We start from the raw sequence: 25,030 nt of genomic DNA, 5'->3' as shown, positions 1-25,030 counted from the left end.
GGGCTGAGGGCACGCCTCCATGACGCACCCCAGATGGCCCGCGGAAGATATGCTCGGCCCGGTGATCGACGCGCTGCCCGAGCCTGTCTTCATCATCGATGCGGAGACTCATGCGCTTGCCTTCAACAGCGCGGCGCGCATCCTCGCGCCGACATTGCGCATTGGCGAGCCTTTGTCTCGGAGCCTGCGGTCGCCCGATATGCTCGACGCCGCCATGCGCGTGCTCGCCGGCGGAAACGCGGAAAAGGCCTCGTGGGTGGAGCGCCTTCCGCTCGAGCGCTGGTTCGAGGCGCATATCGCGCCCATCCGTTTTCCGGGCTACGAGACCGCCGCGATGATCAGCCTGCGCGACTTGACCGAAGCGCACCGCGTCGAACGCATGCGCGTCGATTTCGTCGCCAACGCCAGCCATGAGCTGCGCACGCCGCTCGCCTCTCTCCTGGGCTTTGTGGAGACGCTGCAGGGTCCGGCCAAAAACGATCCGGCCGCTCGCGACAAATTCCTGGGGATCATGCGCGAGCAGGCCCAGCGCATGGCGCGTCTCGTCGACGACCTTCTCTCCCTCTCGCGCATCGAGCAGCATATGCATGTGCGGCCGGCGGAGGCGGTCGACCTGACCATGCTGCTCGCGCATATCGTCGACACGCTCACGCCCATGGCGGAAGAAAACGATATTCCTCTGGCGCTCGATCTCGAGCCCAACGTCATCGTTCCGGGCGACAGGGACGAGCTGGCCCGCATTCCTGAGAATCTTATCGAAAACGCCCTGAAATACGGCCGCAGCGAAGACGGCCCGAAGGCGGTTGAAATCTCCCTCGTTCGTAAAGGAGCCACCGCCGTTCTTTCCGTTCGCGACCACGGGCCGGGCGTTGCGCAAGAGCATATTCCACGCTTGACCGAGCGCTTCTATCGCGTCGACGCCGGCAAGAGCCGCGCGAAAGGGGGTACAGGGCTCGGCCTCGCTATCGTCAAGCACATTGTGCTGCGCCATCGGGGCCGGCTGGGCATCGAGTCCGCGCTCGGGGAGGGCTCGCTGTTTCGAGTGATTTTGCCCGCCATCGACGCGGGCGCCCAAAAGACATGACGTTAGTCATTTGATAACACAGGCAAAAATCAAGGCTATCTTATGTCATAATATCGTAATTTTGATGTCACAAAACTCTATTGCCCCATCGTTAGAAACTGGGCTGTGACAGGCGCCCGGCGCCCTTCTATTGTTCTCGAGCTGAAAGCGATCCACAAATGATCTCCAACCTTTTGAAACGCGTCGCCGTCGCGACGGCGGCCTTCGCCGCCGTGGCCGGCGCGGCGGTGACGAGCCCGGCGCTGGCGCTGGACATTTCCGGCGCGGGCGCGACCTTCCCTTATCCGATCTACGCCAAATGGGCGGAGACCTATAAAGCCGAGACCGGCAACGGCCTCAACTATCAGTCGATCGGCTCCGGCGGCGGCATCAAGCAGATCAAGGCCCGCACCGTGACGTTCGGCGCAACCGACAAGCCGCTGACTGGGCAAGAGCTCGACGCCGACAAGCTGATCCAGTGGCCGCAGGTCATCGGCGGCATCGTGCCGGTCATCAATCTCGACGGCGTCAAGCCGGGAGACCTGGTCCTCGACGGCCCGACCGTCGCCAAGATCTTCCTCGGCCAGATCACGAGCTGGGACGACGCCGCCATCAAGAAGCTGAATCCGAAGGCCAAGCTCGCCGCGACGCCGATCGTCGTCGTTCATCGTTCGGACGGATCGGGCACCACCTTCAACTTCACCAACTATCTCTCGAAGGTCTCCGAGGACTGGAAGAGCAAGGTCGGCGAGAATACGGCGGTCGAGTGGCCGGCCGGCATCGGCGCCAAGGGCAATGAAGGCGTGGCCAACAACGTCGCCAACACCAAGGGCGCGATCGGCTATGTCGAATACGCCTACGCCAAGCAGAACAAGCTGACCTTCACCAAGCTCGTCAACAAGGACGGCAAGACCGTCGCCCCGACGACGCCGACCTTCCAGGCCGCGGCCTCCAACGCCGATTGGGCCAACGCTCCGGGCTTCTACCAGATCCTCACCGACCAGCCGGGCGCGCAGTCCTGGCCGATCACCGCCGCCACCTTCATCCTGCTGCCCAAGGCGCCGCAGGACACGGCCGCGGCCGGCGAGGCGCTGAAATTCTTCGGCTGGGCCTTCGCCAAGGGCGGCAAGGCGGCCGAGGAGCTCGACTATATCCCGCTGCCCGCCAATGTGGTGGCTATGATCAAGAAGAGCTGGACCGCCAATGTGAAGGATGCGAGCGGCAAGCCGCTGGCCTCGAACAACTGATCCATCGACGCGCGCCGGCGAAATGTCCTTGCGGATATTCCGCCGGCGCCCCTCGACGCGAGACGCACGAGACACAGGCAGCGGAATGGCGCGCAACGAACCAACCGAGGACGAGCTCCGCCCGCTTCCTTTCGACGCGGCGCCTCCAGGCGTAGTGAGCTCACCCACGACCTGCGCTATGACCTCACATGAAAATTCCGCCTTCGGGAGCGCGCGATGGACGCCGGCTTCAACCGCCAAACGAGAGACAATAGCGTGTCGGACCTAGCAATCGTAGAAGCGCCGCCCCGCGCCGCCGAAGTCGACCGCGGGAAAGTTCTCGGCCGCATGGCCCTGTTCGACTTCTTCTTCCACAATCTGACCCGCGCCGCCGCCGTCCTCGTCCTGTTGATCCTCGGCGGCGTGATCTTCTCGCTGATCTATGGCTCTCTGCCCGCCATACAGGCTTTCGGCTTCGGCTTTCTGACGACCGAGTCCTGGAATCCGGTCACCGAGAAATTCGGCGCCGTCGCGCCCATCTACGGGACTCTGGTGACCTCGGCGATCGCCATGGCCATCGCCGTGCCGCTGGGGCTCGGCATCGCCATCTTCCTCACCGAGCTCTGTCCCCATGCGCTGCGCCGCCCGATCGGCGTCGCCATCGAGCTGCTCGCCGGCATTCCGTCGATCATCTACGGCATTTGGGGCTTGTTCGTGCTCGCCCCCTTCCTGCAGCAGCATGTGCAGCCGGCGCTGATCTCCCTCACCGGCGACATTCCCGTGCTGTCGAGCCTGTTCGCGGGCCCGCCCTATGGCATCGGCATGCTGACGGCGGGATTCATCCTCGCCATCATGGTGCTGCCCTTCATCACCTCCATCTCGCGGGACGTGTTCGACACCGTGCCGCCGATGCTGAAGGAGGCGGCCTCGGGCATCGGCTGCACGACCTGGGAAGTCATGCGCTACGTCGTGATTCCCTATACGCGCGTCGGCGTCATCGGCGGCGTGATGCTCGGCCTCGGCCGCGCGCTCGGCGAGACGATGGCCGTCACCTTCGTCATCGGCAACGCGCATCGGGTGTCGAGCTCGCTGCTCGCGCCCGGCACGACGATCTCCGCGACGATCGCCAATGAATTCACCGAGGCGGTCGGCGATCTCTACACCTCCGCGCTGATCGAGCTCGGCCTCATCCTCTTCGTCATCACCTTCTTCGTGCTGGCGGCGGCGCGCTTCATGCTGATGCGCATCGAGCAGAAATCGGGAGCCTGACCCTTGTCCATCTCCGCCTCCCGCCGCCGCACCAACGCTCTCGCCACGACGCTGTGCTGGGCCGGCACCGTCTTCGGCCTCGCCTGGCTGGTGCTGATCCTCGGCGCGCTGATCTATGAGGGCGCGCGCGGCCTCACGCCGGCCGTCTTCACCGAGATGACGCCGCCGCCGGGCTCCACCGGCGGCCTGCTCAACGCCATCGCCGGATCGCTGGTGATGACGACGATCGGCGTGCTGCTCGGCACGCCGCTCGGAATGCTCGCCGGCACCTATATGGCCGAATATGGCCGCTATTCGAAGCTCAGCATGGTCGTGCGCTTCATCAACGACATTCTGCTCAGCGCGCCGTCCATCGTCATCGGACTGTTCGTCTATACGGTGGTGGTGGCGCAGGTCGGGCATTTCTCCGGCATCGCCGGCGCTCTGGCGCTCGCCGTGCTGGTGGTGCCCGTGGTGGTGCGCACCACGGAGGACATGCTGCTGCTGGTGCCGAGCCCGCTGCGCGAGGCGGCGGCGGCGCTCGGCCTGCCGCGCTCGCATATGCTGCTGCGCGTCGCCTATCGTGCGGCGAAATCGGGCATCGTCACCGGCGTGCTGCTGGCCATAGCGCGCGTCTCCGGCGAGACGGCGCCATTGCTCTTCACCTCGCTGAACAATCAGTTCTGGAGCACGGATCTCAACGCGCCGGTCTCCAGCCTGCCCGTCGTCATCTTCCAATTCGCGCTCTCGCCCTACAAGGATTGGCAGCAGCTCGCCTGGACCGGCGCTCTGCTCGTCACCATCGCCGTCCTTCTGCTCTCCATCACCGCGCGTGCGCTCAGCAGCCAGGGAAAACACCAATGACCGCCATGCCGGTTGTCGAAGCCACTATTCCAACCAAGGTCTCGGTTCGCGATCTGGACTTTTATTACGGCCAGTCGCGCGCGCTGAAATCGATCTCGCTGCCGCTCTACACCAATAAGGTGACCGCCTTCATCGGCCCGTCGGGCTGCGGCAAATCGACTCTGCTGCGCATCTTGAACCGCATGTACGACCTCTATCCGCGGCAGCGCGCCGAGGGCGAGGTGCTGCTCGACGGCGAGAACATCCTCGACCCGCGCATAGACCTCAACCTGCTGCGCTCGCGCGTCGGCATGGTGTTTCAGAAGCCGACGCCCTTCCCGATGTCGATCTACGACAATATCGCCTTCGGCATTCGCCTCTACGAGAAGCTCTCGCGCAGCGAGCTGGACGGGCGCGTCGAGGCGGCGCTGCGCGGCGCCGCGCTGTGGGACGAGGTGCGCGACAAGCTGAATTCGAGCGGCCTCGGCCTCTCGGGCGGCCAGCAGCAGCGCCTGTGCATCGCCCGCACCGTCGCCATTCAACCGGAGGTGATTCTGTTCGACGAGCCCTGCTCGGCGCTGGACCCCATCTCGACGGCGAAGATCGAGGAGCTCATCGACGAATTGTCGGAGCGCTACACGATCGCCATCGTCACGCACAACATGCAGCAGGCGGCGCGCGTCTCCGATTTCACCGCCTTCATGTATCTCGGCGATCTCGTCGAATTCGGCGAGACGAACAATCTGTTCACCGCGCCGCAGAACAAAAAGACGCAGGATTATATCACCGGCCGCTTCGGCTGAGCGCGACACGCGCACGAGGAATATGAGACATGAGCGAACATATCGTCAGCTCCTATGACCGCGACCTCGAAGTGCTCGGCCGCCGAATCGCCGAGATGGGAGGCATCGCCGAAAAAATGCTCGCCGAAGCCATGGATGCGCTCGCCAATTTCGACATAGAGCTCGCCCATCGCGTCGTCGCCACCGACCAGCGCCTCGACGCGCTGCAGCGGGAGATCGAGGAAAACGCCATCCTCACCATCGCGCGGCGCCAGCCGCTCGCCATCGATCTGCGCGAATGCATCGCCGCGATGCGCATCGCCGCCGATCTCGAGCGCGTCGGCGATCTCGCCAAGAGCATCGCCAAGCGCACGGTGAAAATCCTCTCCGAGGCGCGTGTGCCGCGCGCCGTCATCGGGCTGAAGACCATGGCGGAAGTCGCCGCCATGCAATTGAAGGACGTGCTCGACGCCTACGCCCAGCGCGATGTCGAGCGCGCCCGCGCCGTCTGGACCAATGACAGCGAGCTCGATGCGCTGGAAGATTCGGTGTTCCGCGACCTCCTGACCTTCATGATGGAAGACCCGCGCAACATCTCCTTCTGCACGCATCTCCTGTTCTGCTCGAAGAACATAGAGCGCATCGGCGATCACACCACCAATGTCGCCGAGACGATCGTCTATCTCGTCACTGGCGAGGCGATGCCGACCGACCGACCGAAGGGACGGTCGCCGAGCCTCCCCGCCAGCACGGAAACGGATGAGCCCACGCAATGAACGAGATTCGCGTCGCAACGCCGCGCGATGCGCCGCACGACCGCGCGCCGCGCATTCTCGTCGTCGAGGACGAGGCGGCGCTCGCTCTGCTGCTCGCCTATAATCTCGAATCCGAGGGCTTCCAGGTCGAGCATGTCGAGCGCGGCGACGAGGCGGAAATCCGCCTCGCCGAATCCGTTCCCGATCTCGTCATTCTCGACTGGATGCTGCCCGGCGTGTCCGGGTTGGAGATTTGCCGCCGCCTGCGCGCTCGCGACGACACGCGGACCATGCCGATCATCATGCTCACCGCGCGCGGCGACGAGAACGAGCGCGTGCGCGGCCTCTCCGTCGGCGCCGACGATTATGTGGTGAAGCCCTTCTCGACGCCGGAGCTGATGGCGCGCGTTCATGCGCTGCTGCGCCGCGCGCGGCCGGAGCGCGTGGCGACGCGCCTCGTCGCCGGCGACATCGACCTCGACCGCGAGACCCGCCGGGTGAAGCGCGGCGGGCGCGAGATACATCTCGGGCCGACGGAATTCCGCCTGCTCGAATATCTGATGGAGAAGCCCGGCCGCGTCTTCTCGCGCGCGCAATTGCTCGACAGCGTGTGGGGGCTCTCGGCCGAGATCGACGAGCGCACCGTCGACGTGCATGTCGGGCGCCTGCGCAAGGCGATCATCCGCGGCCGCGAGAAGGACCCGATCCGCACCGTGCGCGGCACCGGCTATTCCTTCGACGAGACCTTCGGACGCAATTGACGCCTGCGACTCGCTGTTCGTCACAGCGAGCGCAGCGAAACGATCTCATGATCGGCTTCGACGAGTCCCGAGCGCGGCGCCCTCCCTCACCCTCCCCGGCTCCACGCACGTCGTGAGGGAGGGCGCCGCGCGAATGGGCCAGACCCTGGGCCAGACCCTGGACCGCGAGCCTTTCGAGCGGCGTCACACCTCCTGCTACGCCTTGGCCTTGGCGGCCTGGCTCTTGGGCTTGCGCCTGCGCTTCTGCTCGGCGGCGCCGGGACGCGCGGCGGCGGCCGCGGCGCGCTCCTTCTCCTGACGCAACGATCCGGTCATCGCGGCGACGAGCCGCTGCGCAGCGCGCGGCGGCGACGAGCGCATCAGCGCGACCAGCGAGCGAATGCGCTCCACATCCGGCGCGTCGCGTTCGGCGCCCAGGAAAATACGGATCGCAGTGTCCTCGCCGACGGCGAGCGCGACCAGGGCGAGCGCCAGCGCCTCCCCGCCACGGTCCATGAGAATGGCGCGCGCGCGCGATTTGCGGCAGTCGAGCGCTTCGGCGAGCGCCTCGGCCAGCCCCTCGAGATCGCGGGCGATGGCGCAGGCGTCGATCTCTTCGGCGAGCGCCGGAGACGGCCGCGCGACATGCTCCGGCCCATTGGCGACCAGCGCCCGCGTCGCCGCCTCCAGCAGAATGCGCGAGCGCTCGCCCGCATCGGCGGCGAGGAACAGCGCCTCCGGGTCGAACGCAAGATCGACGCGGTCCAGCAATATGCGGGCGAGCCGCTGATCGTCGCGCGCCGCCTGCAGCAGCGAGCGCCGCGCCGCCTGATCGATATGGAGCCGCCGATTGGCCGCGAGCGCGCAGAGCACCTCGCTCTCGCCGCGCGAGGCGAGGCTCCCGACGATCTTGCGGTCGAGCGAGGCGCGGCGGGCGATGGCGACGGCGAGCTCGGCCGGCCCGTGCTCGGCGAGCGCGCGGGCGAGCCCGGCGTGAATCGCCGGCGCAAACTCGAAGGCGATGCGCGAGGCGCGCCCACCCTTGTCCAGCAGCTGCGCGACGACGCCGGGCGGCGTGTCGGGATGGCGGCACAATTCGATCGCCCGCTCGGCGACGACATCGGCGTCGAGCATCTCGATGAAGCCGCTGGCGAGCGTCTCGAACTGCTCGACATCGGCCGCCGGATGCAGCGGACGCGCGACGAACTGGTCGACGATCTCGCGGAACAGAACCGCCTCGGCCTTTCGCCGTTCGCTTTCGACTCGTGGCATTTACGCACCAATCGCAACTTTAATACTCGATCAGCGATTTTAGCGCGCGGACATTGACGCAACATTAACCCTCGGCGGCCCCTAATCGCCGCATCGACCAATCGCGCGAATTACGTGCTTCATTGCGGGGGCGATGAAATGGGCGAAATCATAGCCTTCTCCTCGAAGGCGAGACCAGCGGCCGCAGCGCCGCCCCTCGTCGGCGGAGCGCAGATCCTTTTCTTTCTCGGCGTGCGTTACGTGAGGCAGGAGGACGCAGCGGACGCGGCGAAGGAGAGCGCGGCGGCGAAGGACGCGGCGACCAAAGCGCCGAGCGGCCGGGGCGACCAGCGGCGGCCGCGCGTGACGCGGCCTCGGCATGATCGGCTCACGCGCTGAAGGCGAAGCGCGCGGGAACGCGCGTGGTCAGTCCGCCAGAATCAGCGCCCAATAGACCTTGTATTTCGTATTGGGCGCATAGGCCGTCGCGAGCCCCATGCGCCTCGCTTTCTTCATCAGCAAATTCTTATTGTGCGGCGGCGACTGCCGCCATCCCGAAAACGCCTCGGCGAGCGTGTGATAGCCGGCCGAGACATTCTCCGCCGCGCTGACGCTGCGCATTCCGCGCGCGGTGAGGCGCATGTCCAGCGTTCCGCGCACCTCGTGACTCAGCGAATTGGCGGACGCCATCGCATTGGCCTGCGCTTGCGCGGCCTCGCGCAGCGATTCGTCCAGCGCCAGCGCCGAAAGGCCGTTATTGCCGCGATAGAGCGAGATCATATCGCGCGCCGCCTCCGCGTCGACGCGCGCGCCGGGCGCGGCGAGCGAGCGATAGAAGCTCGGCTGCTCCGGCTCCTTCGGCAGGCGGCCGCCGTCGGAGCAGGAAAAGAGCGCGAGCAGCGCCGCGGCCGGCGCGACGATACGAAGGAAAGGAGACATGCGCCGTCGCCATTGAGCCGAGTGAAGCGGTTTGCGCGCGCCTTCTACACTCATTCGCCGGCGACCGCATAGTCCCGCTCGCGCCCGGGCTCGACGATGCGGGGCGACGACGGGGCCACCGGCTCGAGGCCCATGATCTGCACCACGGCGGGCGCCGGCGCCGGCGGCGAAATTTTGAGGCCGGCCTCGGCGAAGCGGCGAAAAATGTCGAAATGCAGATCGCTCTTCACCCGCGTGGCCTGCTCGACATCGTCGACGAAGCACCAGAGCTCGAAGCGAAACGCCGTCTGCTCCATCGAGAGGAACATCACTTGCGGCGCCGGAATGCGCAGCAGCCCGTCCTGCGCCTTGGCGGCGGCGAGGAGAATCGCGCGGATCTCCTCCGGATCGACGCCCGCATGCGGCGCTATGGCGATCTTGATGCGGCCGACGCGATCATTGCGCAACCAATTCTTCACCACGCCGGAAACGAGATTGGAATTGGGCACGATCATCGTCGCGCGGTCGAAGGTCTCGATCTCCGTGGAGCGCACATTGATGCGCTTCACATAGCCCTGCTCCTCGCCCAGCACGACCCAGTCGCCGACCCGGATCGCCCGCTCCCACAGCAGGATGAGGCCGGAGACGAAATTATTGACGATCGACTGCAGGCCGAAGCCGATGCCGACAGAAAGCGCGCCGGCGACGATGGCCAGCCGCTCGAGGCTGAGGCCGAGCTCGGCCAGCGCCACCGAGACGGCGAGCAGGAATCCCGCATAGCCGAGACTGGCGCCGATGGAGTGGCGCAGCCCCATGTCGAGCCGCGTCAGCGGCAGCAGCCGCTGATCGAGCCAGCGCCGCAGCGCCTTGGCCGCCCCGTAGGTGAGCGCGAAGAGCGCCAGCGCCGTCGCCATGCCGGCCGGCGAGATGGACACTTCGCCGATCTTGAAGCCGGCGAAGGCGGTCTGGAGATTGCCGAAGAAATCGCCGGACTGGAAGCCATAAGGGACCAGCGCGACGAAGAGAGCGAAGGCGTAGAGGCCGAGCGTCGCGACGCCGGTCAGCAGCACGGCGAATTGGCCGAGCGATTCGGCTTGCGCGCCGAAGCCGGCGATCATCGCGCGGCCGAGCGGCGTCTGCGGCTGGAAGGCGCGCGCGAGGCCGGTCTCGACGAAGGCGAGCAGCAGATAGAGCGCCGCGCCGACGGCCGCGAGCCAGGCGATCTGCAACACCAGGAAATTGGCGAAAGCCACATAGCCCGCCGCCAGCGCGCCCCCTATGACCACGATCTCCGCCCAGGCGAGAAGACGCAGCGCATAGATCCAGTCGCGTCCCTCGAGATCGGCGCCGGGGTCGTCCTCCCGCCGCTCATGGCGCGTGGCGACCACGACGACGAGAAAGACGAGGGCGATGAACAAAGCGCCGGCGCCGCGCGTCAGCACGATGACCGGCAGGCCGGCCTGCACGAATTCGGCGATCTGCTCCAGCACGCGCGTCGCCGCGGCGACGAAGCCGACGACCACGGCGAGATAGAGGAGCCGCCTCGCGAGGCGGTCGCCGAAGCCGATCAGCCGCCATTGCGGCAGGCCCGGCGCCAGCAGGCCGCGCGCCAGCCCGAAGGAGACGGCGACGAAGGTCACGGATTCCGAGAGCCGCCGGCCGAGCGGCGCGAGAAAGGCGTCCTCGAGCTGGAAGGCCTCCAGGGCGAGCGCTATGGCCCCGACGAGCACGACCGGCAGCGCCGCCGTCACCACTGTCGTCGTCACCGCCGCCGCCGCCTTGCGGAATCGGTCCGGCGCCTCGACCGCGGCTTCGCGGGTCGCGAAACGGCGGATGAGAAAGGTCGCCGGCGCCGCCAGCAGCAGCACGCCGAAGATGGTCGCCAGAAAGCTCGCGAGCTGGCCGTCGCGCAGCCGCGGCGCGATCGCAGCGCCACGCTGCTCGAGCATCAGGCCGAAGACTTTCGCGTCATAGGGCAATTCTTGCAGCGCGGCGCTCCACAGCGTGGGGGAGAACAGCCCGCTCGTGCGCAGGAACAGCGTCTTGGCGAAGAGCGCCCGCTGCCGTCCCCGGATCACCAGGGCGATCTGCCGCGTCTCGATCGACAGCGCCCGCGCCCGTTTCAGAGTCGCGTCCACCTCGTCGTAGAATTTTTTCTGCTCCGACCATTCGGCGTTGACGCTCGCCGTCGCCAGCGAGCCGCCCTCGGCCGGCGGGGCGGTCACGGGGGCCGGAGCCGGAGCCGGGCTCGCCGGCCGCGACTCGGCGGAGACTTTGGCGATGATCGCCCCCCTGGCATTGGTCGGAGCGCGCGCGCCCTTTCCGGGAGCGGCGTCGTCCTTCTTGGGCGGCGCGTCGGCCGGGGCCGGGACGGCGGGCGCGTCTTTCGTCTCGCTCGCGGGCTTGGCCGGTCCGGCGAGCTCGTCGAGTCGCGCCTGCAATGCGGCGAGGCGCGGCGTCAGCCGGTCGATGACGTCCTGGAGCTCCGCCGGCAGCGCATCGACCCGATCGCGCAGGCTCTTGAGCGTGGCGTCGTTGAGCGAGGGATCGACGAGCGTCTTCTCCACATCCTCGAGCGTCGCGCGCGCGGCGTCGAGCCGCGCGTTGAACAGATCGAGCGAGGAGGACGGCTCCGCGGCGATGGCCGCGCTGGCGAAGAGGAGGACGAAGCAAAGAGTGATAAAGCGGCGCAAGGCGAAGCTTTCGTTGATGAGACGAGCCATAGACGCGCAATGAGACGAACAATCCGTCAATCTTGCGGCGACGCCCGACTTTGCTCCCGCTCGCCCGCCGGATAGGGATGCCGCCGTCCGGCGCGATCATGGACGATCCAGCCGTTTTTCTCGTCGCCCTCGAGATGCGATCGCTGAAGCGGAACCTTACCGAAGCCGCCCGGAATGTCGAGAACGTAAGAGGGCAGCGCAATGCCCGAGAGCCGCCGCGCCAGCGCGCCATAGAGCGCCCGCCCGCGCTCGAGCGAGAGGCGGAAATGGCCGGTGCCGGGGGCGAGATCGGGATGATGCAGGTAATAGGGCTTGATCTGCGCCGTCACGAGCGCGCGCATCAGCTGTTCTAGCGTGTCGACGTCGTCATTGACGCCGGCGAGCAGCACCGTCTGCGCCAGCGTCGAAATCCCCGCCGTCTGGATGAGGGCGACGGCCTCCCGCGCCGGAGCGGAGAGCTCGCGCGCATGATTGACATGCAGCACCATGTAGACGGCCTTGCCGCTGGCCCTCAGCGCCGCGAGCCGTTCCGCCGTGACGAGGCGCGGGGCGGCGGTCGGCGCGCGCGTATGGATGCGCAGCACGGCGACATGCGGAATGGCCGCGAGCCGCTCGGCCACCGCGCGCAGCCGTCTTGCGGACAGCGCCAGCGGATCGCCGCCGGTGAGGATGACCTCGAAAATCTCCGGCCGCGCGGCGACATAGGCCAGCGCCTTATCGATCGCCTCGTCGGAGAGCGAGGCGCCCTTGCCGAGGCCGACGCTCTCGCGCCGAAAGCAGAAGCGGCAATAGACCGGGCACACAGAGAGCAGCTTCAACAGCACGCGGTCCGCGTAGCGATGCACGAGGCCTTCCGTCGGGCTGAAGGCGTCGTCGCCGATCGGATCGGCGCGCTCCTCCGGGCGTGTCTCCAGCTCGCGCAAATCCGGCAGAAATTGCCGGGCGATCGGGTCGGCGGGATCGGCGGGGTCGATCAATGCGGCGACCTCCGGCGTGACCGCGACGCTGTAGCGCGCCTCGACGGCGCGGAGAGCCTGCGCCCGCGCCGGGTCCAGCAGGCCGGCGGCGGCGAGCTCGGCGACGGATTTCGACGTCGCGTCATTGCGCGTGGGGGGCGGCGATCCAGAAACGTCGGGCGGCCCCTGGATCGCCTCGCCCCACGCGCGATGACAGCTGTCTTCGTTCATGACGCCGCTTATAGTGGCATAACCACCCCGCCGCCACGCGCAGGACCGATATGCCCGCCTCCACCAAACGCGCGCCTTGGGAGATTTTGGCTGTCCTGCGGCTCTTTCTGGCGTGGGTCGTGCTGTCCGGCCATTTGACCTGGTATCCGGACGCCCCCGGCGGCTGGGTCGAGACATTCGATGATTTCAGCGGCAAAGCCGCGGTCATCGGCTTTCTGCTGGTCTCGGGATTTTCCATGTCCGCCTCGCTCGAGCGAGACGAAAAGGGGTTCTATCTCAGACGCTTCCTGCGGATTTATCCGCTCTATCTCGGCGCCGTGCTCATGTCCCTGCTGATCGAGGCCGCGACCCGCGGGCATGTCCAGATCGGCGCATTCTCCATCGACGGCGAGACATCATCGGCGGCGCTCGCCCATCTGTTTTTCCTGCAGGGGTTTTTGGTGAAGCCGCTGCAATTCGACGGACCGCTCTGGTCGCTGGCGATCGAGGTCTTCTATTACGCGCTCGCGCCGTTTTTCCGGCGCGCCGAGCCGCGGCTGCTGCTCGCGCTCATGTCGCTGTCGCTGCTGTGCTATCTGCTGCCGCGGCAGGGCGATTCAGGGCTCCTCTACCACGCCCTCGTCAAATCCAATGCGCTGGATTATCTCTGGTGCTGGCTGCTCGGCTTCCGCTTATGGCGGGATCGGACGCTTCCCATGCTCGCCTTCGCCGGCCTCGGCGCGGCCGCGGCGCGTTTCGGTCCCTATACGCCGGAGCCTTTCGCCGTCGTGACCTATCTGCTGACGCTCGCCGCGCTTCTCCTGGGCGATCGGATCGCGTTTCCGCATCGGCTACGGCGGCTCGCGACCAGTCTGGGCGCGTTTTCCTATCCGCTCTATCTCTTTCATTTCCCGGCGATGATCATGGGCTACGCGATTTTCGGCCTCGAAACGCCGGAGGCGCTGCTGGCGGTCGCTCTGGCGACGACTGTCCTGGCGTTTGCTTTCGACCGCGCTTTGGAACGCTGCCGTCGTCTGCTGCTCGCCGGCTCCGCCCCGGGCGCGCGCTATGTCCCCGTCTCCGCCACAGGCGTCCACAGCACCTGCTCGATCCGCTCCGCCCCGCTCGCCAGCATGACGAGCCGATCGAAGCCGAGCGCCACCCCGCTCGCCGGCGGCATATGGGCGAGCGCCGCCAGAAAATCCTCGTCGATCGGATAGCGGTCGCCGTAGATGCGGGCGCGCTTTTCCATCTGCTCCTCGAAGCGGCAGCGCTGCTCGACGGGATCGGTCAGCTCGCCGAAGCCATTGGCGAGCTCCACGCCGCAGGCGAAAAGCTCGAAACGCTCGGCGAAACGGGGGTCCTCGGCCTTGGGCCGCGCCAGCGCCGCCTCGCTCGCCGGATAGTCGCAGAGCAGCGTCGGCCGCGCCCGGCCGAGCTGCGGCTCCACTTTCTCGCAGAGAATCTTGCTGAACAGGTCGGACCAGTCATCATCCGCCACGACCCTGATCCCGTCCCGCTCGGCGGCGCGGGCGAGGCCGTCGCGATCGCCGATCAGCGCGGCGAGGTCTATGCCCGCATAGCGGTCGAAGGCCTCACGGCAGGAGATCGCCTCCGGCTCCTCATAAGGATCGACGCTCGCGCCGCGATAGGCGAATCGCTCCACGCCCAGCGCCTCGGCGACGACGGCGAGCAGGCCGGCGCAATCCTCCATCAGCCGCTCGGGCGGCTCATTGGCCCGATACCACTCCAGCATGGTGAATTCCGGATGGTGGAGGGCGCTGCGCTCGCGGTTGCGGAACGCGCGGGCGAAGGTGAAGATGCGCTCCTCCCCCGCCGCCAGCAGCTTTTTGCAGGAAAACTCAGGCGATGTATGGAGATAGAGCCGGCTCGCCGCGCCCGCGGCCGAGACCAGATCGACGCCGAAGGCCGAGATATGGGTCTCATTGCCGGGCGAGAGCTGGAGCGCCGCCGTCTCGACCTCGGCGAAGCCTTGATGGACGAAAAACTGCCGCAGGGCGGCGGCGATTTTCGCGCGAGCCTTGAGAAATGGCTTGCGATCGGCGTAAACATCCCGGGCCCACCAGGGCGACACTCGCGTCATTCGTCGAGCCGTTCAAAGGTTCGAGGGCGGCGGCAGGGTTCCGTGCGAGACGCGCGGATCGAGCCTTCAAGAGCGATCAGGTTTCGCTCCAATGCAAATTAGACCCTTTTCCGATCCTTTTCGGATCGGAAAAGGGTCTAAGGCGTTCATAGACCCGCCGCGCGCGGCCAGCAATCGAGGATAAAAAATCGTGAAAGTCATCGCCAGTTCGATCCGAAAGGGCAATATCATCGAGAAGGAAAACGGCCAGCTCTATGTCGTTCTGAAAGCCGAGAGCTTCTTCCCCGGCAAGGGCACGCCGACGACGCAGATCGACATGCGCCGCCTCGCCGACGGGGTGAAGATCGCCGACCGCTACAAGACCACGGAGCAGGTCGAGCGCGCCTTCGTCGAGGATCAGGATTTCAGCTATCTCTTCGGCGACGACGATGGCTTCACCTTCATGAACACCACATCCTATGACCAGGTCCTCGTGCCCAAGGATGTGCTCGGCGATCAGGCGCAATGGCTGCAGGAGGGCATGGTCTGCATCCTCTCGCTGTTCAACGGCGCGGCGGTCGGCATTCAGCTCCCGGCGCGCGTCACGCTCGAGATCACCGAGACCGAGCCGGCGATGAAGGGCCAGACGGCCTCTTCCTCCTATAAGCCGGCGATCGCCTCCAATGGCGCGCGCGTGATGGTGCCGCCGCATATTCAGGCCGGCACGCGCATCGTCATCCAGACGGAGGACGGCTCCTACGTCGAGCGCGCCAAGGATTGATGGCGGCGAGCGGCGAATAGCGAGTAGAGGCTTTCTATTCGCTATTCGCCAAAAACTCTCTGAGCTTCGCTTCCACCGCCGCGCGATCCTTCAGCTCGCATTCCCATACGACGAGCGCGCGCCAGCCGAGCGCGGCGAGGCGCTCCTGATGCGTCAGATCGCGCGCGCGATTGCGGGCGATCTTGGCGCGCCAATAATCGGCGTTGGTTTTCGGCATTCGCGCGCCGCGCGCGCAATCATGCCCGTGCCAGAAACAGCCATGCACGAAGATGGCGCGTTTTCTCCCCACATAGGCGATGTCGGGATTGCCGGGCACATCCTTGCGATGCAGCCGATAATGCGGCGCGAAGCCACGCAGCAGCGCGCGCACGGCGATTTCGGGCGAGGTGCCGCGCGATTTCACCGCGCGCATTATGGCGGAGCGGCGGGCCGGGTCTTCGGGAGAGTCTTCGGCCATCGCCGTCAGGCGGCGGCTCTGGCGAAGCGGCGCGACGATCGGAGCAATGGCTCGAGGATATGCGCCGCGAGATGGCGCGCCGCCGGCACGACGACGCCATCGCCGGTCAGATGATAGGCCTCGTTATAATTGCGCGGCAGAATGTAATCCTCCGGCAGGCCCATCAGCCGCGCTGTCTCGCGCGCCGAGATCAACCGCGAGCGCACGCGCCCCGTCTCGACGATCAGCACGAATTGCCGGCTGGAGCCGCCGGCCGGCGTGCGCAGGCAGCCGGCGAGATCGTCGAAGCGCGCTTCGGCGCGCTGGATTTTCTCGCCGTCGGCGCCGTAGCGCGTGCGCCGATAGAGCGCTCCCACCATGCGCCGCCCTGCGGCCTTCGCCGCCTCCACCTTGGCGCGATTGACGTCGCTCATTTTGTCGAGCAGCGCCTGCGTCTCCTCGCGACTGCGCCAGGCGACGCCCTGCGGCTGCTCGTCGATGATGTCCGCGAGCGAAATGTTGCGCGCGGCGGGCGCGGCGAGGCGCCACCAGATCCATTTTTCGCGCAAGCCGCGCGGCAGGCGCTCATGCGCGGCGATCAAGGCGCGCGAATGCCAGAGCGGCGAGGGCTCCGTCATCGTCAATTCCGGCGATGGCGCGCGATCGCCATGCAGCGCGACGATGAACAGACGCGGCCGCGATTGCGGCACGAATAGCGCGGCGTCTATGACCAGCGCGCCGAATCGATATCCTTCGCCGGCGAGCGCGCCGCAGAGCGATTCGAAATCTTTGCCCCCATGCGAGGTCAGCGCGCCGCAGACATTCTCCAGCACCAGCAGCGGCGGATGGCGCCCCTCGGCGCGCAACGCTTTGACGATCTCGAAAAACGGCCAGAAGCTTCCCGAGCGCTCGCCCTTCAGCCCCGCGCCGGCGCCGGCGAGCGAGAGGTCCTGGCAGGGGAAGGAGGCCCAGACGAGATCGGCCCGGCCGGGGAGATCGGCGGTCGTCACCTTGCGCACATCGCCGGGGAAGAGCGTCTCGCCGCCCCAATTGGCGCGATAGGTCTCGCATTTCTTGAGATCGAAATCATTGGCGAACAGGCATCGCCAGCCCGCGCCGAGCCCGGCGCGGGCCATGCCGCCGCCGGCGAAGAATTCATAATAGCCCGGTTGCTCCATGCGCCCATGCTACCGCGATTCGAGAGGCGAAAGCGATCCAGAGCGGAGCCCGTTCTGGATCGCTGACGCGCTCACGCGTCCTTCACATCCGGCGGCGTCGCCTCGGCGGCGAGCGCGGCCAGCGCTTCGGCGAGGCTCGCCGAGCTCTGCGCCTGCGAGCCGAGGCGGCGGATCGAGACCGTGCGCTCGGCCGCCTCCTTCTTGCCGACGACGAGCAGCGCGGGAACCTTGGCCAGCGAATGCTCGCGCACCTTATAGGTGATCTTCTCGTTGCGCAGATCGAGATCGACGGCGAGGTCGAGCTTGCGCGCCTCCGCCGCCACCTCCATCGCGTAATCGTCGGCGTCCTGCGTGATGGTGCAGACGACGATCTGCAGCGGCGACAGCCACAGCGGCAGATGGCCGGCGTAATGCTCGATCAATATGCCGGTGAAGCGCTCCAGCGAGCCGAACATGGCGCGGTGGATCATCACCGGCGTCTTCTTCTCGCTGTCCGCGCCGATATAGAAGGCGCCGAAACGCCCCGGCAGATTGAAGTCCACCTGCGTCGTGCCGCATTGCCACTCGCGGCCGATGGCGTCGCGCAGCGTATATTCGAGCTTGGGCCCATAGAAGGCGCCCTCGCCCGGATTGACGCCGGTCTTCAGGCCCCGCGAGGCCAGCTCCTCCAGCACCTTGTGGAGCGCGGCCTCGGCCTTGGCCCAGGCCTCGTCCGAGCCGACATGCTTCTCCGGCCGCGTGGAGAGCTTCACCACCACATCGTCGAAGCCGAAGTCCTTGTAGATCGTCAGGATGAGGTCGTTGATCTTCAACGCCTCCTCCATGATCTGGTCCTCGTTGCAGAAAATATGCGCGTCGTCCTGCGTGAAGGCGCGCACGCGCATCATGCCATGCAGCGCGCCGGACGGCTCATAGCGATGCACGATGCCGAATTCGGCGATCTTCACCGGCAGGTCGCGATAGGACTTCAGTCCGTTCTTGAAGATTTGCACATGGCCGGGGCAGTTCATCGGCTTCAGCGCGAAAATGCGCTCGTCCTCGGTCTTGGTGAGGAACATATTCTCGCGATAGGTCTGCCAATGGCCGGAGGTCTCCCACAAAGCGCGATCGAGCACCTGCGGCGTGTTCACCTCTTTGTAGCCCACGGCCTTCTGGCGCCGGCGCATATAGGAGACGAGGGTCTGGAACAGGGACCAGCCCTTCTCGTGCCAGAAGATCGTCCCCGGCCCTTCCTCCTGGAAATGGAAGAGGTCCATCTCGCGCCCCAAACGCCGATGGTCGCGGCGCTCGGCCTCCTCGAGGCGATGCAGATAGGCGTCGAGGTCCTCCTGTTTCGCGAAGGCGGTTCCATAGATGCGCGAGAGCATCGGGTTGTTGTGATCGCCGCGCCAATAGGCGCCCGCCACCTTCATCAGCTTGAAGGCGGTGCCGACCTTGCCGATCGACGGCAGATGCGGGCCACGGCAGAGGTCGAGCCAATGGCCCTGGCGATAGATTTTCAGATCCTCGCCGCCGGGAATGCTCTCGATCAGCTCACGCTTGAAGGCCTCGCCCTTCGCCGTAAAGTAGGTCTTGGCCTGATCGCGGCTCCAGACTTCCTTGGTGATGGCGGCGTCGCGCCCGACGATCTCGCGCATCTTTTTCTCGATGGCGGGAAGATCGTCCGGCGTGAACGGCTCGGAGCGATAGAAGTCGTAATAGAAGCCGTTCTCGATCACCGGGCCGATGGTGACCTGCGTGCCGGGAAACAGCTCCTGCACGGCTTCCGCCAGAAGATGCGCGCAATCGTGACGGATCAGCTCCAGCGCGCGCGGGTCCTCGCGGCCGACGAACTCGATTTTGGCGTCGCGGTCGATCGTGTCGACGAGGTCGCGCAGCTCTCCATCGAGAGCCATGGCCACGGTTCGCTTGGCGAGTGAGGGGGAAATGCTCTTGGCGATATCGAGGCCGGAGACGCCGGGCTCGAATTGACGGGACGCCCCGTCGGGGAAGGTGACGGCGATCATATGCTCTCCTTTGCGCCCACTCGCCGATACAAGTCGGCGTAAGTCGCGTGTCGCCCGAATTGGACTGGGCGCATTGATAAGGCAAGCCTGTCGCGCTTGGCAATCGGCCCCCGAATCGAGAAGCGACCCGAATGAATCGATTTCTACCCCCCGCGCAACACCCCTATACTCACCTGCGATAACCCTGACCTGGAGGGGGCAGGACCCTGACCTGGAGGGGGCAGGTCGAGCGCCGCAGGCGATCGGGAGGGGCGTTTCCGCCGAGTCTCTCGCGTGGAGCCCCGCCCCGGACGGCTTCGCCTTCGGTCCCTCGCCCTAACGGGGAGGGGGAACACGCCCGGTCCTGCGTTCGCCCGGTCGCCCGGTCGCACGCCGCCCCGCCGTTGATTTCGCCCCGCGAACCGACTATCCGCCTCTTTCCCCTTCGCCCGACCGAGGACGCCGCCCATGCAAGCCCCCTCCGCCGACGAGCTGAAACGACAGGCCGCGGCCGTGGCCCTCGAGGCGGTCGCGCCGGGAATGCGGCTCGGCCTCGGCACAGGCTCGACGGCCGCGCATTTCGTCGATCTGCTCGGGGCGAAGGTGAAGGCGGGACTCGACGTGCTCTGCGTGCCGACCTCCGAGCGCACGCGCGCGCAGGCGCAGGCGCTGGGCGTCCCGCTGGCGACGCTGGAGGAGGCGCCGGAGCTGGATCTCTCCGTCGACGGCGCCGATGAGTTCGACGCGCGGCTGCGCCTGATAAAAGGCGGCGGCGGCGCGCTATTGCGCGAAAAAATCGTCGCCGCGGCGTCCCGGCGCTTCATCGTCATCACCGACGAATCGAAGAAGGTCGCGACGCTCGGCGCCTTTCCGCTGCCCGTCGAGATCGACCGCTTCGGCGCGAAGTCGACGCGTCTGCATGTGGAGCGCGCGGCGCAAGATCTCGGCCTGCCGGGGACGATCGCCCCACGGCTGAAGCCGGACGGCCATGTTTTTGTCACCGACGGCGGCCATTTGATCCTCGATTGCGCATTCGGCGCGATTTCCGATCCCGAGGCGCTGGCCGGCCGCCTCTCCGCCATTCCCGGCGTCGTCGAGCACGGATTATTCATCGGCCTCGCGACGGCCGTCGTCGTCGCGGGCCGCGCCGGCGTCGAGACGCTCGGCCGGCTCGAGCGGACGACGCGCTGAAAAATCCTTTTCCGAGGAGAAAGCCCGAAGTGTTTTTTCGTCCGACGATCTGTCTCGCCGCCATCATTCTGGCGACCGCCGCCTTTGCCGGCGAGCAACGGACCGGCGCCGCTCCAGCCGCCGCCGTGGCGCCGCCCATCGCCTCCGTCCCGCCCCTCGTCGCCTCGCCGGCGCAGCTGGCGCTGGCGCGCGCCGTCCTCGTCGATTCCGGCGTCGCCTCGTCTTTCCGGCTGATCATTCCGCAATATCTCGAGCAGATCGCCCTTTCGGTGACGCGCACGCGGCCCGATATGGTTCCCGACCTCAATCTCGTGCTCGCCGCCGTGCGGCCGGAATTCGACAAGAAGGTCGACGAGATGATCGACAGCGCCGCGCAGCTCTACACGCAGCGCTTCTCGCCAAAGGAGCTCGAGGACGTCGCCGCCTTCTTCAAAAGCCCATCGGGCCGCAAATATGTCGGCATGCTGCCCGTGCTGATGAGCGACATGTTCGTCGCCATGCAGGCGTGGTCGCAGAAGATTTCCGTCGACATGATGTCGCGCGTGCGCGAAGAGATGCGCCAGAAAGGCCACGAGCTCTAGCCGCCCCAACGGAGAACTCTGGAGCGGGAGAACTCTGGCGGGACCCGGGCGGGCCTTCGCCCCCGGGTCGGAAACTCCGGGGTTCTGAATGACGCAATATGATTATGATCTCGTCGTCCTCGGCGCCGGCTCGGGCGGCGTGCGGGCGGCGCGCATCGCGGCCGGCCATGGCGCCAAGGTCGCGATCTGCGAGGAGTTTCGCATCGGCGGCACCTGCGTGATTCGCGGCTGCGTGCCCAAGAAGCTCTATGTGATGGCGAGCCGCTTCCGCGATGATTTCGAGGACGCCGCCGGCTTCGGCTGGCGCGTCGGCCCGGCGGAATTCGATTGGAAGGCGCTGGTCGCCGCCAAAGAGGCGGAGATCACCCGCCTCTCCGGCCTCTATGCGCAAAACCTCGATCGATCGAGCGTCGAGATCATCCGCGAGCGCGGCGTCATCGCCGGCCCCAATGACGTCGCCTTCGCCGGCGGAAGGCGCGTCTCGACGCGCTATATTCTCGTCGCCACGGGCGGCGCGCCGGTGCTGCGGCCCAAGATTCCGGGCCTGGAGCTCGCCATCTCCTCGAACGAGATTTTCGATCTGCCCGAATTGCCGAAGAGCCTGCTGGTCGTCGGCGGCGGCTATATAGCCGTGGAATTCGCCAGCGTCTTCGCGCGATTGGGCTCCAAGGTGCATCTGTCGCTGCGCGCCGATCTGCCGCTGCGCGGCTTCGACGAAGAGCTGCGCCGCCGGCTCGACGAGGGCCTGACTTCCGCCGGCATAGAGATCCACCGCGGCGCTCTGCCGACCAAGCTCGAGAAGACCGCCGGCGGACTCGTCGCCACATTGGAGAATGGCGCGTGGCTCGACATAGACGCCGCTCTGCTGGCGACCGGGCGCGCGCCGCTGACGCAGGGGCTCGGGCTCGAGGCGGCGGGCGTCGCGATGAAGGAGAGCGGCGCGATCATCGTCGACGATTATTCGCGCACCAATGTTCCGTCCATCTACGCTGTCGGCGACGTGACGGACCGCCTCAATCTGACGCCCGTCGCCATTCGCGAGGGCCATGCCTTCGCCGATACGGTGTTCGGCGGACAAGATGTGAAAGTCGATCACGCGCTGACGCCGACGGCGGTGTTCACCACGCCGGAGATCGGAACGGTGGGTCTCGGCGAGGCCGAGGCCCATGCGAAGCACGGCCGCCTCCTCGTCTTCGAGACCAGCTTCCGCCCGATGCGCGCGACGCTGTCGAAGCGCGCCGAAAAAGTCTTCATGAAGATATTGGTCGACGCCGCCAGCGACGTCGTCGTCGGCGTGCATATTCTGGGACCGGAGGCGGGCGAGATGACGCAGCTTCTCGCCATCGCGCTGCGGCTCGGCGCGCGCAAGGCGGATTTCGACGCCACGATGGCGCTGCATCCGACGCTCGCGGAAGAGCTGGTGACGATGCGCGCGCCGAGCCGCATCGTCGAATAGAGACCAGACGACGCGGCCGAATGCTCGCATTCGAGAGGCGATCCGGGACGGCCCCGGATCGCCTCGCCGCTTCACTTCACTTCACGAAGGACACGTCGAACAGCGCCGGCTCGCCGCCCTCGAAGAAGATCCCGCGCTCGCCCTTGGTGCGCCCGAACTCATATTTGGCCGAGGCCGTGAACGTGCGCTGCGGGAAGGGGTGGAACAGGAAATATTTGTAGTTGCCGATATTGTCGACGCCGAAGTCGAAGGAGACGTGACTGTTCCACTTGTAATGGATCTTCGTGTCGACGACGAAGAAGCGGTCGAAGCTCTGATAGACGCCATGGGCGATGTCGTTGTTGGCGAGCGTCGTCCACATCTGGCCCTGATAGCGGGCGGCGACCGTGAAGGCCCAATGATCGTCGGGCCGATAGGTCGCTTCCATCGTCGCGCGCCAATCGGGCACATTGGGCACGCGCTTGCCGGCCACCGAGAGCGCCCAATTGTCGTAATTCGTGCCGCCGGAGGGCGACCATTTGCTGTCGGAGATGACGCGGGCGTTGAGATAGGTCGCGCTGCCGATGAGCTCGAGACCCTCGACCAAGACATTGTTCTTGCGCGCCGCAAGCTCGACGCCGCTGTTGCGGACGCGATCGACATTGGTCGTCTGCGAGGCGGTGAAGTTCTGCGCGGTGACGAAAGCGCTCTGCGAGATGATCGCGTCGCGCACCTCCTCGTCGAACAGCGACACGCGCACCGAGCCGTCCTCGCCGATCTTGCGCTCGACCGCGAGCTCCTTGCTGAGCGCCACTTCCGGCCGCAGATTGGGATTGGGATTGACCACGGTTCCGGTCGCGCCGGGGATGGTCGTCAGATTATAGAGCTCCTTGGCGGTGGGAAAGCGATTGGCGAGGCCGATCGAGCCGGTGACCGTCCAATCCTCGTCCGGCGTCCATTGCAGCGAGCCCTTGGGCGAGAAGCGCGTGTGATAGAGATGGGGCTGATAGAGCGGCGCCATGCTGGCGGCCGAGGCCGTCGAGCCGAGGCCATTGGCGGTGATGCCGCCGAGCGACTGATTATAGCCGTCCGTCGCCTCCCAATGCTCCCAGCGCCCGCCGACCGTGAATTTGAACTCTTTCGAGATCCTCCACGCGTCCTGCGCCCAGAGCGCCTGGGTGCGCGTCGTGCCATTGCCGATCGAGGCCACGACGCCATAGGACGAGGCCATGCCGCTCGTCCAATTGGTGGTGAGCCAGGTGGGATTGTTCAGATGGAACTGATCCCCATGCACGCCGAAGCTGATGTCGTGCCCGGCGAGCGCGCCGTCCGGCCGCAGAATGCCCTTGAGGTCGAGCAGCGTCCAATAGGTGCCGTTGTAGCGGACGTCCTTGCCGGTCGAGGAATAGCCGACCGGCGCCGCCGTATAGGGCGAGCGCTGGTCGGATTGCAGATAGGTGAAATGCGAGGCCGAGACCTCGAAGTCAAAGGGTCCGCCGCTGTTGGATTTCACCGCCAGCGCATTGGTGAGCATCTTCTCCTGGATGCGGTAATAGCCGCTTCCAAAGCTCTGCATCGCCGCGGAGCCGATGGAGCCCGTTCCGCTCGCCGCGCCGAAGGCCTGCAACCCGCCGGAGACATAAGATTGCGGAATCGAGAGTCCGTCATTGCTCCAGAAGCCGAGCGTGTAGGTGGCGCGGATGGTGGGCGTGAAGTCGTAGGCCAGCTTCAGCTTGGCATTGATCTGATCGTTCTCGAGATTGCCGGAGGAGCCGAGAACAGTGGCCGGCCCGCCGAATTTGGTGTTGCCGAAATAGGCGCCCGGCCAGCCATAGAGGCTGCTCGACGTCACATAGGTGAGCGGCTGCGTCGTGCCATGGGCGTAATTGCCGGTCACGAGCCAGGAGAAGTCGCCGATCTTGTCGCCGACGGTGGCGCTCGTCACCTCCGTATGGAACAGCTGGCTCGTTCCAAAGAGCGAGAAATCCTGCAGCGAGACGCTCTGCTTGGCGGTGACTTCGAGCTTGTCGGGCATTCGTGTGGTGATCTGCAGCACGCCGCCCATGGAATTGCCCGGATAGGCCGCTGAGAAGGGCCCGTAGAGCATGTCGACGCGCTCGATCTCCTCCGGCGCGACGAGGCCCCAGCGCGGGGCGCCGATGTTGTTGTCGTTGCCGATGAGGGCGGTGAGCAGCAGATCGTCGGCATAGACGAGGCTGCGGGCGCTGGACGAGACGCCCCATGTGCGCGTCTGCAGCACGGCCTGCGTGTCGCCGTTGTTGCGCTTGCGCAGGAAGAGGCTCGGCAGATATTTGACCACGTCTTCCGTGTCGATGACGTTGATCGTCTCCTCGATCTGCTTGCGGGTGACGCTGGAGACGGTGTTCGGCAGCTGGAATTTTTCGACGAAGGCCGGCTTGCCGTCGGGCAGCGTCGGCGACCAGACGGAGGCCGGCGCGGGCCGGCGCGATTGCGCGGGCTGCGCCTCGCCGCTGATGTCGATCGCCGGCAGCGCCTCCTGGGCGTGGGCCGGGAAAATCGCGGCGGAGCAGACGATGAGGAGAGCGCCGGCGGAGACGCCGCGCAGCAAGTGATGGCGATGCATAGTCTAATGTCCTTCCCCTGACGCCCTTTCCAGAGGGCGC

The 25,030-nt window shown here is 66.4% G+C and carries 21 protein-coding genes and 1 pseudogene; 13 read left to right on the top strand and 9 right to left on the bottom strand.

Going from position 1 to position 25,030, the window contains the following annotated elements:
* The first annotated feature begins 19 nt into the window (after positions 1-19).
* The 7 genes from VIF40_RS17365 to phoB all read left to right on the top strand — a co-directional run bounded on the left by VIF40_RS17365 (position 20) and on the right by phoB (position 6,678).
* Complete coding sequence (locus tag VIF40_RS17365; RefSeq protein WP_331938767.1) at positions 20-1,084, top strand: ATP-binding protein; 1,065 nt, start codon at positions 20-22, stop codon at positions 1,082-1,084.
* A gap of 158 nt (positions 1,085-1,242) precedes the next feature.
* Positions 1,243-2,310: a phosphate ABC transporter substrate-binding protein PstS gene (gene pstS, locus VIF40_RS17360; protein ID WP_331938766.1), complete on the top strand. Its 1,068-nt coding sequence runs from the start codon at positions 1,243-1,245 to the stop codon at positions 2,308-2,310.
* 216 nt (positions 2,311-2,526) lie between these two features.
* A complete protein-coding gene (gene pstC, locus VIF40_RS17355) occupies positions 2,527-3,558 on the top strand; it encodes a phosphate ABC transporter permease subunit PstC (RefSeq protein WP_414684828.1) in 1,032 nt (343 codons plus the stop codon).
* A gap of 3 nt (positions 3,559-3,561) precedes the next feature.
* Positions 3,562-4,401 (top strand): phosphate ABC transporter permease PstA, encoded by an 840-nt coding sequence (gene pstA / locus VIF40_RS17350; RefSeq protein ID WP_331938765.1) that lies wholly within the window; start codon positions 3,562-3,564, stop codon positions 4,399-4,401.
* Positions 4,398-5,183: a phosphate ABC transporter ATP-binding protein PstB gene (gene pstB, locus VIF40_RS17345; RefSeq protein ID WP_331938764.1), complete on the top strand. Its 786-nt coding sequence runs from the start codon at positions 4,398-4,400 to the stop codon at positions 5,181-5,183. The genes pstA and pstB overlap by 4 nt, the downstream gene beginning before the upstream one ends.
* A gap of 29 nt (positions 5,184-5,212) precedes the next feature.
* Positions 5,213-5,938: a phosphate signaling complex protein PhoU gene (phoU, locus tag VIF40_RS17340; RefSeq protein ID WP_331938763.1), complete on the top strand. Its 726-nt coding sequence runs from the start codon at positions 5,213-5,215 to the stop codon at positions 5,936-5,938.
* Positions 5,935-6,678 (top strand): phosphate regulon transcriptional regulator PhoB, encoded by a 744-nt coding sequence (gene phoB / locus VIF40_RS17335; RefSeq protein ID WP_331938762.1) that lies wholly within the window; start codon positions 5,935-5,937, stop codon positions 6,676-6,678. The genes phoU and phoB overlap by 4 nt, the downstream gene beginning before the upstream one ends.
* A gap of 195 nt (positions 6,679-6,873) precedes the next feature.
* Here the strand turns inward: phoB and VIF40_RS17330 are convergent, their stop codons facing one another.
* Positions 6,874-7,929: a hypothetical protein gene (locus tag VIF40_RS17330; RefSeq protein ID WP_331938761.1), complete on the bottom strand. Its 1,056-nt coding sequence runs from the start codon at positions 7,927-7,929 to the stop codon at positions 6,874-6,876.
* A gap of 138 nt (positions 7,930-8,067) precedes the next feature.
* On the opposite strand from VIF40_RS17330, the gene VIF40_RS17325 reads away from it, so the two are divergent.
* A complete protein-coding gene (locus tag VIF40_RS17325; RefSeq protein ID WP_331938760.1) occupies positions 8,068-8,307 on the top strand; it encodes a hypothetical protein in 240 nt (79 codons plus the stop codon).
* Between the two features lie 27 nt (positions 8,308-8,334).
* Here VIF40_RS17325 and VIF40_RS17320 read toward each other — a convergent pair whose 3' ends face one another.
* From VIF40_RS17320 to VIF40_RS17310, 3 genes are read right to left on the bottom strand one after another with little or no spacing between them, the layout of a single operon-like run.
* Positions 8,335-8,847, bottom strand: coding sequence for a CAP domain-containing protein (locus tag VIF40_RS17320; RefSeq protein WP_331938759.1), 513 nt, complete (start codon positions 8,845-8,847; stop codon positions 8,335-8,337).
* A 50-nt stretch (positions 8,848-8,897) separates the two neighbouring features.
* A complete protein-coding gene (locus tag VIF40_RS17315; protein ID WP_331938758.1) occupies positions 8,898-11,549 on the bottom strand; it encodes a DUF3772 domain-containing protein in 2,652 nt (883 codons plus the stop codon).
* Between the two features lie 26 nt (positions 11,550-11,575).
* Positions 11,576-12,736, bottom strand: coding sequence for a lysine-2,3-aminomutase-like protein (locus tag VIF40_RS17310; protein WP_331938757.1), 1,161 nt, complete (start codon positions 12,734-12,736; stop codon positions 11,576-11,578).
* A 50-nt stretch (positions 12,737-12,786) separates the two neighbouring features.
* Between VIF40_RS17310 and VIF40_RS17305 the strand changes: the two are divergent.
* Positions 12,787-13,710 (top strand): annotated as a pseudogene (locus VIF40_RS17305) (acyltransferase family protein); the annotation flags it as partial.
* A gap of 71 nt (positions 13,711-13,781) precedes the next feature.
* Here VIF40_RS17305 and epmA read toward each other — a convergent pair.
* Complete coding sequence (epmA, locus tag VIF40_RS17300; protein ID WP_331938756.1) at positions 13,782-14,819, bottom strand: EF-P lysine aminoacylase EpmA; 1,038 nt, start codon at positions 14,817-14,819, stop codon at positions 13,782-13,784.
* A gap of 187 nt (positions 14,820-15,006) precedes the next feature.
* Here epmA and efp point away from each other — a divergent pair, with 187 nt between their 5' ends.
* Positions 15,007-15,579 (top strand): elongation factor P, encoded by a 573-nt coding sequence (gene efp, locus VIF40_RS17295; protein WP_331938787.1) that lies wholly within the window; start codon positions 15,007-15,009, stop codon positions 15,577-15,579.
* A 34-nt stretch (positions 15,580-15,613) separates the two neighbouring features.
* Here efp and VIF40_RS17290 read toward each other — a convergent pair whose 3' ends face one another.
* The 3 genes from VIF40_RS17290 to thrS all read right to left on the bottom strand — a co-directional run bounded on the left by VIF40_RS17290 (position 15,614) and on the right by thrS (position 19,199).
* On the bottom strand, positions 15,614-16,036 hold the full coding sequence (locus VIF40_RS17290; RefSeq protein ID WP_331938755.1) for a very short patch repair endonuclease: 423 nt from the start codon (positions 16,034-16,036) through the stop codon (positions 15,614-15,616).
* Positions 16,037-16,041: 5 nt separating this feature from the next.
* The gene (locus VIF40_RS17285) at positions 16,042-17,193 is read right to left on the bottom strand and encodes a DNA cytosine methyltransferase (RefSeq protein WP_331938754.1); all 1,152 of its coding nucleotides are present in this window, start codon (positions 17,191-17,193) and stop codon (positions 16,042-16,044) included.
* A gap of 71 nt (positions 17,194-17,264) precedes the next feature.
* The gene (gene thrS, locus VIF40_RS17280; protein WP_331938753.1) at positions 17,265-19,199 is read right to left on the bottom strand and encodes a threonine--tRNA ligase; all 1,935 of its coding nucleotides are present in this window, start codon (positions 19,197-19,199) and stop codon (positions 17,265-17,267) included.
* 447 nt (positions 19,200-19,646) lie between these two features.
* Between thrS and rpiA the strand changes: the two genes are divergently transcribed.
* The 3 genes from rpiA to gor all read left to right on the top strand — a co-directional run bounded on the left by rpiA (position 19,647) and on the right by gor (position 22,406).
* The gene (rpiA, locus tag VIF40_RS17275; RefSeq protein WP_331938752.1) at positions 19,647-20,369 is read left to right on the top strand and encodes a ribose-5-phosphate isomerase RpiA; all 723 of its coding nucleotides are present in this window, start codon (positions 19,647-19,649) and stop codon (positions 20,367-20,369) included.
* A 29-nt stretch (positions 20,370-20,398) separates the two neighbouring features.
* On the top strand, positions 20,399-20,950 hold the full coding sequence (locus VIF40_RS17270) for a DUF2059 domain-containing protein (RefSeq protein ID WP_331938751.1): 552 nt from the start codon (positions 20,399-20,401) through the stop codon (positions 20,948-20,950).
* 88 nt (positions 20,951-21,038) lie between these two features.
* Positions 21,039-22,406, top strand: coding sequence for a glutathione-disulfide reductase (gene gor / locus VIF40_RS17265; protein WP_331938750.1), 1,368 nt, complete (start codon positions 21,039-21,041; stop codon positions 22,404-22,406).
* Between the two features lie 76 nt (positions 22,407-22,482).
* Here gor and VIF40_RS17260 read toward each other — a convergent pair whose 3' ends face one another.
* Positions 22,483-24,990 carry a TonB-dependent receptor gene (locus VIF40_RS17260; RefSeq protein ID WP_331938749.1) on the bottom strand — a complete coding sequence of 836 codons (2,508 nt, stop codon included), beginning with the start codon at positions 24,988-24,990 and terminating at the stop codon, positions 22,483-22,485.
* Positions 24,991-25,030 lie beyond the last annotated feature (40 nt).

This window comes from Methylosinus sp. (assembly GCF_036560965.1).
Lineage (GTDB): Bacteria > Pseudomonadota > Alphaproteobacteria > Rhizobiales > Beijerinckiaceae > Methylosinus.
The sequence above is the reverse complement of the archived record's forward strand: the minus strand, read 5'-3'. Positions and strand labels throughout refer to the sequence as shown.

Bases quoted from the DNA above. Each gene is read 5' to 3' on its own strand.
- VIF40_RS17330 (WP_331938761.1), bottom strand. From the start codon at position 7,929: ATGCCACGAGTCGAAAGCGAACGGCGAAAGGCCGAGGCGGTTCTGTTC.
- epmA (WP_331938756.1), bottom strand. From the start codon at position 14,819: ATGACGCGAGTGTCGCCCTGGTGGGCCCGGGATGTTTACGCCGATCGC.
- pstS (WP_331938766.1), top strand. From the start codon at position 1,243: ATGATCTCCAACCTTTTGAAACGCGTCGCCGTCGCGACGGCGGCCTTC.
- VIF40_RS17315 (WP_331938758.1), bottom strand. From the start codon at position 11,549: ATGGCTCGTCTCATCAACGAAAGCTTCGCCTTGCGCCGCTTTATCACT.
- rpiA (WP_331938752.1), top strand. From the start codon at position 19,647: ATGCAAGCCCCCTCCGCCGACGAGCTGAAACGACAGGCCGCGGCCGTG.
- pstB (WP_331938764.1), top strand. From the start codon at position 4,398: ATGACCGCCATGCCGGTTGTCGAAGCCACTATTCCAACCAAGGTCTCG.
- VIF40_RS17310 (WP_331938757.1), bottom strand. From the start codon at position 12,736: ATGAACGAAGACAGCTGTCATCGCGCGTGGGGCGAGGCGATCCAGGGG.
- VIF40_RS17290 (WP_331938755.1), bottom strand. From the start codon at position 16,036: ATGGCCGAAGACTCTCCCGAAGACCCGGCCCGCCGCTCCGCCATAATG.
- thrS (WP_331938753.1), bottom strand. From the start codon at position 19,199: ATGATCGCCGTCACCTTCCCCGACGGGGCGTCCCGTCAATTCGAGCCC.
- pstC (WP_414684828.1), top strand. From the start codon at position 2,527: ATGGACGCCGGCTTCAACCGCCAAACGAGAGACAATAGCGTGTCGGAC.
- phoB (WP_331938762.1), top strand. From the start codon at position 5,935: ATGAACGAGATTCGCGTCGCAACGCCGCGCGATGCGCCGCACGACCGC.
- VIF40_RS17320 (WP_331938759.1), bottom strand. From the start codon at position 8,847: ATGTCTCCTTTCCTTCGTATCGTCGCGCCGGCCGCGGCGCTGCTCGCG.
- VIF40_RS17325 (WP_331938760.1), top strand. From the start codon at position 8,068: ATGGGCGAAATCATAGCCTTCTCCTCGAAGGCGAGACCAGCGGCCGCA.
- VIF40_RS17285 (WP_331938754.1), bottom strand. From the start codon at position 17,193: ATGGAGCAACCGGGCTATTATGAATTCTTCGCCGGCGGCGGCATGGCC.
- VIF40_RS17260 (WP_331938749.1), bottom strand. From the start codon at position 24,990: ATGCATCGCCATCACTTGCTGCGCGGCGTCTCCGCCGGCGCTCTCCTC.
- phoU (WP_331938763.1), top strand. From the start codon at position 5,213: ATGAGCGAACATATCGTCAGCTCCTATGACCGCGACCTCGAAGTGCTC.
- gor (WP_331938750.1), top strand. From the start codon at position 21,039: ATGACGCAATATGATTATGATCTCGTCGTCCTCGGCGCCGGCTCGGGC.
- VIF40_RS17365 (WP_331938767.1), top strand. From the start codon at position 20: ATGACGCACCCCAGATGGCCCGCGGAAGATATGCTCGGCCCGGTGATC.